Here is a 1,796-nt window from a genome sequence, read left to right on the forward strand (position 1 = left end):
GAGGCTGTGACATAAGTCTCTAGAAACAAAACAGGTCTGGAAAAATCTTCGGATTTTTCCAGACCTGTTTTTGATATAATAGAAAATAAAAAAAGAGCATCGGTCGCACCCGATACTCTACGAAATTATCCTCGAAAGGACATTCCTAATATGCAAGATTATTATAACATGAATCAAACCACTTTGAGTATCGCCTTGGATTACCAACCAGAAGAGCATCATCCTGCTCGTTACATCAATCAGCTTGTTGAGAGTTTAAAACTAAAATATGATTACCAGTTTGGCCGTCCGCGGGAATATAACCTCGGTGCCATGTTAAAACTGGTCCTTTTAGCATACTGCTATGGCATTTTCAGCAGTCGTAAAATTGAACAGTTTGCCCGTGAAAACAAGCCAGCTGGGTGGTTAATTGCCGACCAAATTCCATCCTACCGGACGATTTGTCGCTTTAGAATTTCTGATGAACTGGCCACTTTGACAACCGATAGCTTATCACAGCTAACCCAATATCTTCGTCAAAATGGCATGATTGATGATGTTTCATTTATTGATGGAACTAAGATCCTAGCCGACGCCAACAAGTATAGTTTTGTTTGGAAGAAGAATACGATACGATTTGACAAGATGAATCGCGAAAAACTCGTTGACCTGTTAGGCGAGCTTCATGAAGCTAAAATTGTCGGTGAAATTCCGGCAGGATCAGAGCTGACTCCCGAACTATTGGATATCATGATTAGCAAGGTTGAGGATCACTTAGTGGTCCTTAATGAAACCGTGGAAGCAACTAAGCAGGTTTCCCCGAACCCAGCCAAACAGCAACGCCGGACTGTTAAATCACAAAAACGTAAGTTGGATAAACGACGTGATAAAATGCGTGAACACCAAGCACAGCGAGCTATTTATGATCAACGTAACAGCTACTCTAAGACGGATCACGATGCCACCTTTATGCGGGTCAAGGAAGATCCGATGCAAAACGGTCAATTAAAACCTGCCTACAACGTTCAAATCGCCACGAGTAATCAGTTCATTACGGGATATCGGCTTTTCCAAAATCCAACCGACACACGAACCTTACAACCGTTTATTGAACATTTAAAGGCCAACAATGTGTTAGGTCACACCATCGTTGCCGATGCCGGATACGGTTCCGAAAGTAATTATCGGTACTTGGAAGATGAATTCGGTCAGCATACCGTTTTGATTCCCTACGGCACAATGCTTAAAGAGAATAGTCGAAAATGGCAAAGTGATGACCGTAAGGTTATGAACTGGGACTATCATGAAAAAGATGATTATTTTATCAATCCACAAAACGTCCGGTTTAATTTTAATGCTTATCGTCAACGGACTGATAAGTATGGTTTTACCCGTGACTTTAAAGAATACATTGCCGAAAAGTATGATGAAAATCATCAACTAATTTCCGCGGCACTAACACCAAAAGGATATCTTAAAAGGATTTCCGTGAACGAAAATTGGGAATATTTCAAATCGAAACAACGAGAATTACTTTCAGCTCCAGAAACTGGTCAGATCTACGCTCAACGTAAGATCGATGTTGAGCCAGTTTTTGGCAAGATGAAGGCTTCTTTACATTTCAATCGATTCTCGGTGCGAGGTTTCGACAAGGTCACCAAGGAAGCCGGAATCGTAATACTGGCGTTAAACATTATGAAACTGGTCACGGTAGGGACCAGCTTTAAAAATCAAAGGCGTAAACAAATGGGACGAGAAACCAAAATTCGGTTTCTCGTCCCATTTACTTGTACAGAGGCTAGTTATGTCACAGCCTC

1 protein-coding gene is annotated in these 1,796 nt (G+C 41.3%); it reads left to right on the top strand.

Annotation, left to right across the window (positions count from 1 at the left end):
• Nucleotides 1–150: 150 nt before the first annotated feature.
• Nucleotides 151–1,796 (top strand): IS1182 family transposase (locus FFM75_RS13850; RefSeq protein ID WP_137629753.1); only part of this gene is annotated, 1,646 nt, incomplete at its 3' end.

It is taken from the genome of Lactiplantibacillus daowaiensis, assembly GCF_005405085.1.
Taxonomy (GTDB): domain Bacteria; phylum Bacillota; class Bacilli; order Lactobacillales; family Lactobacillaceae; genus Lactiplantibacillus; species Lactiplantibacillus daowaiensis.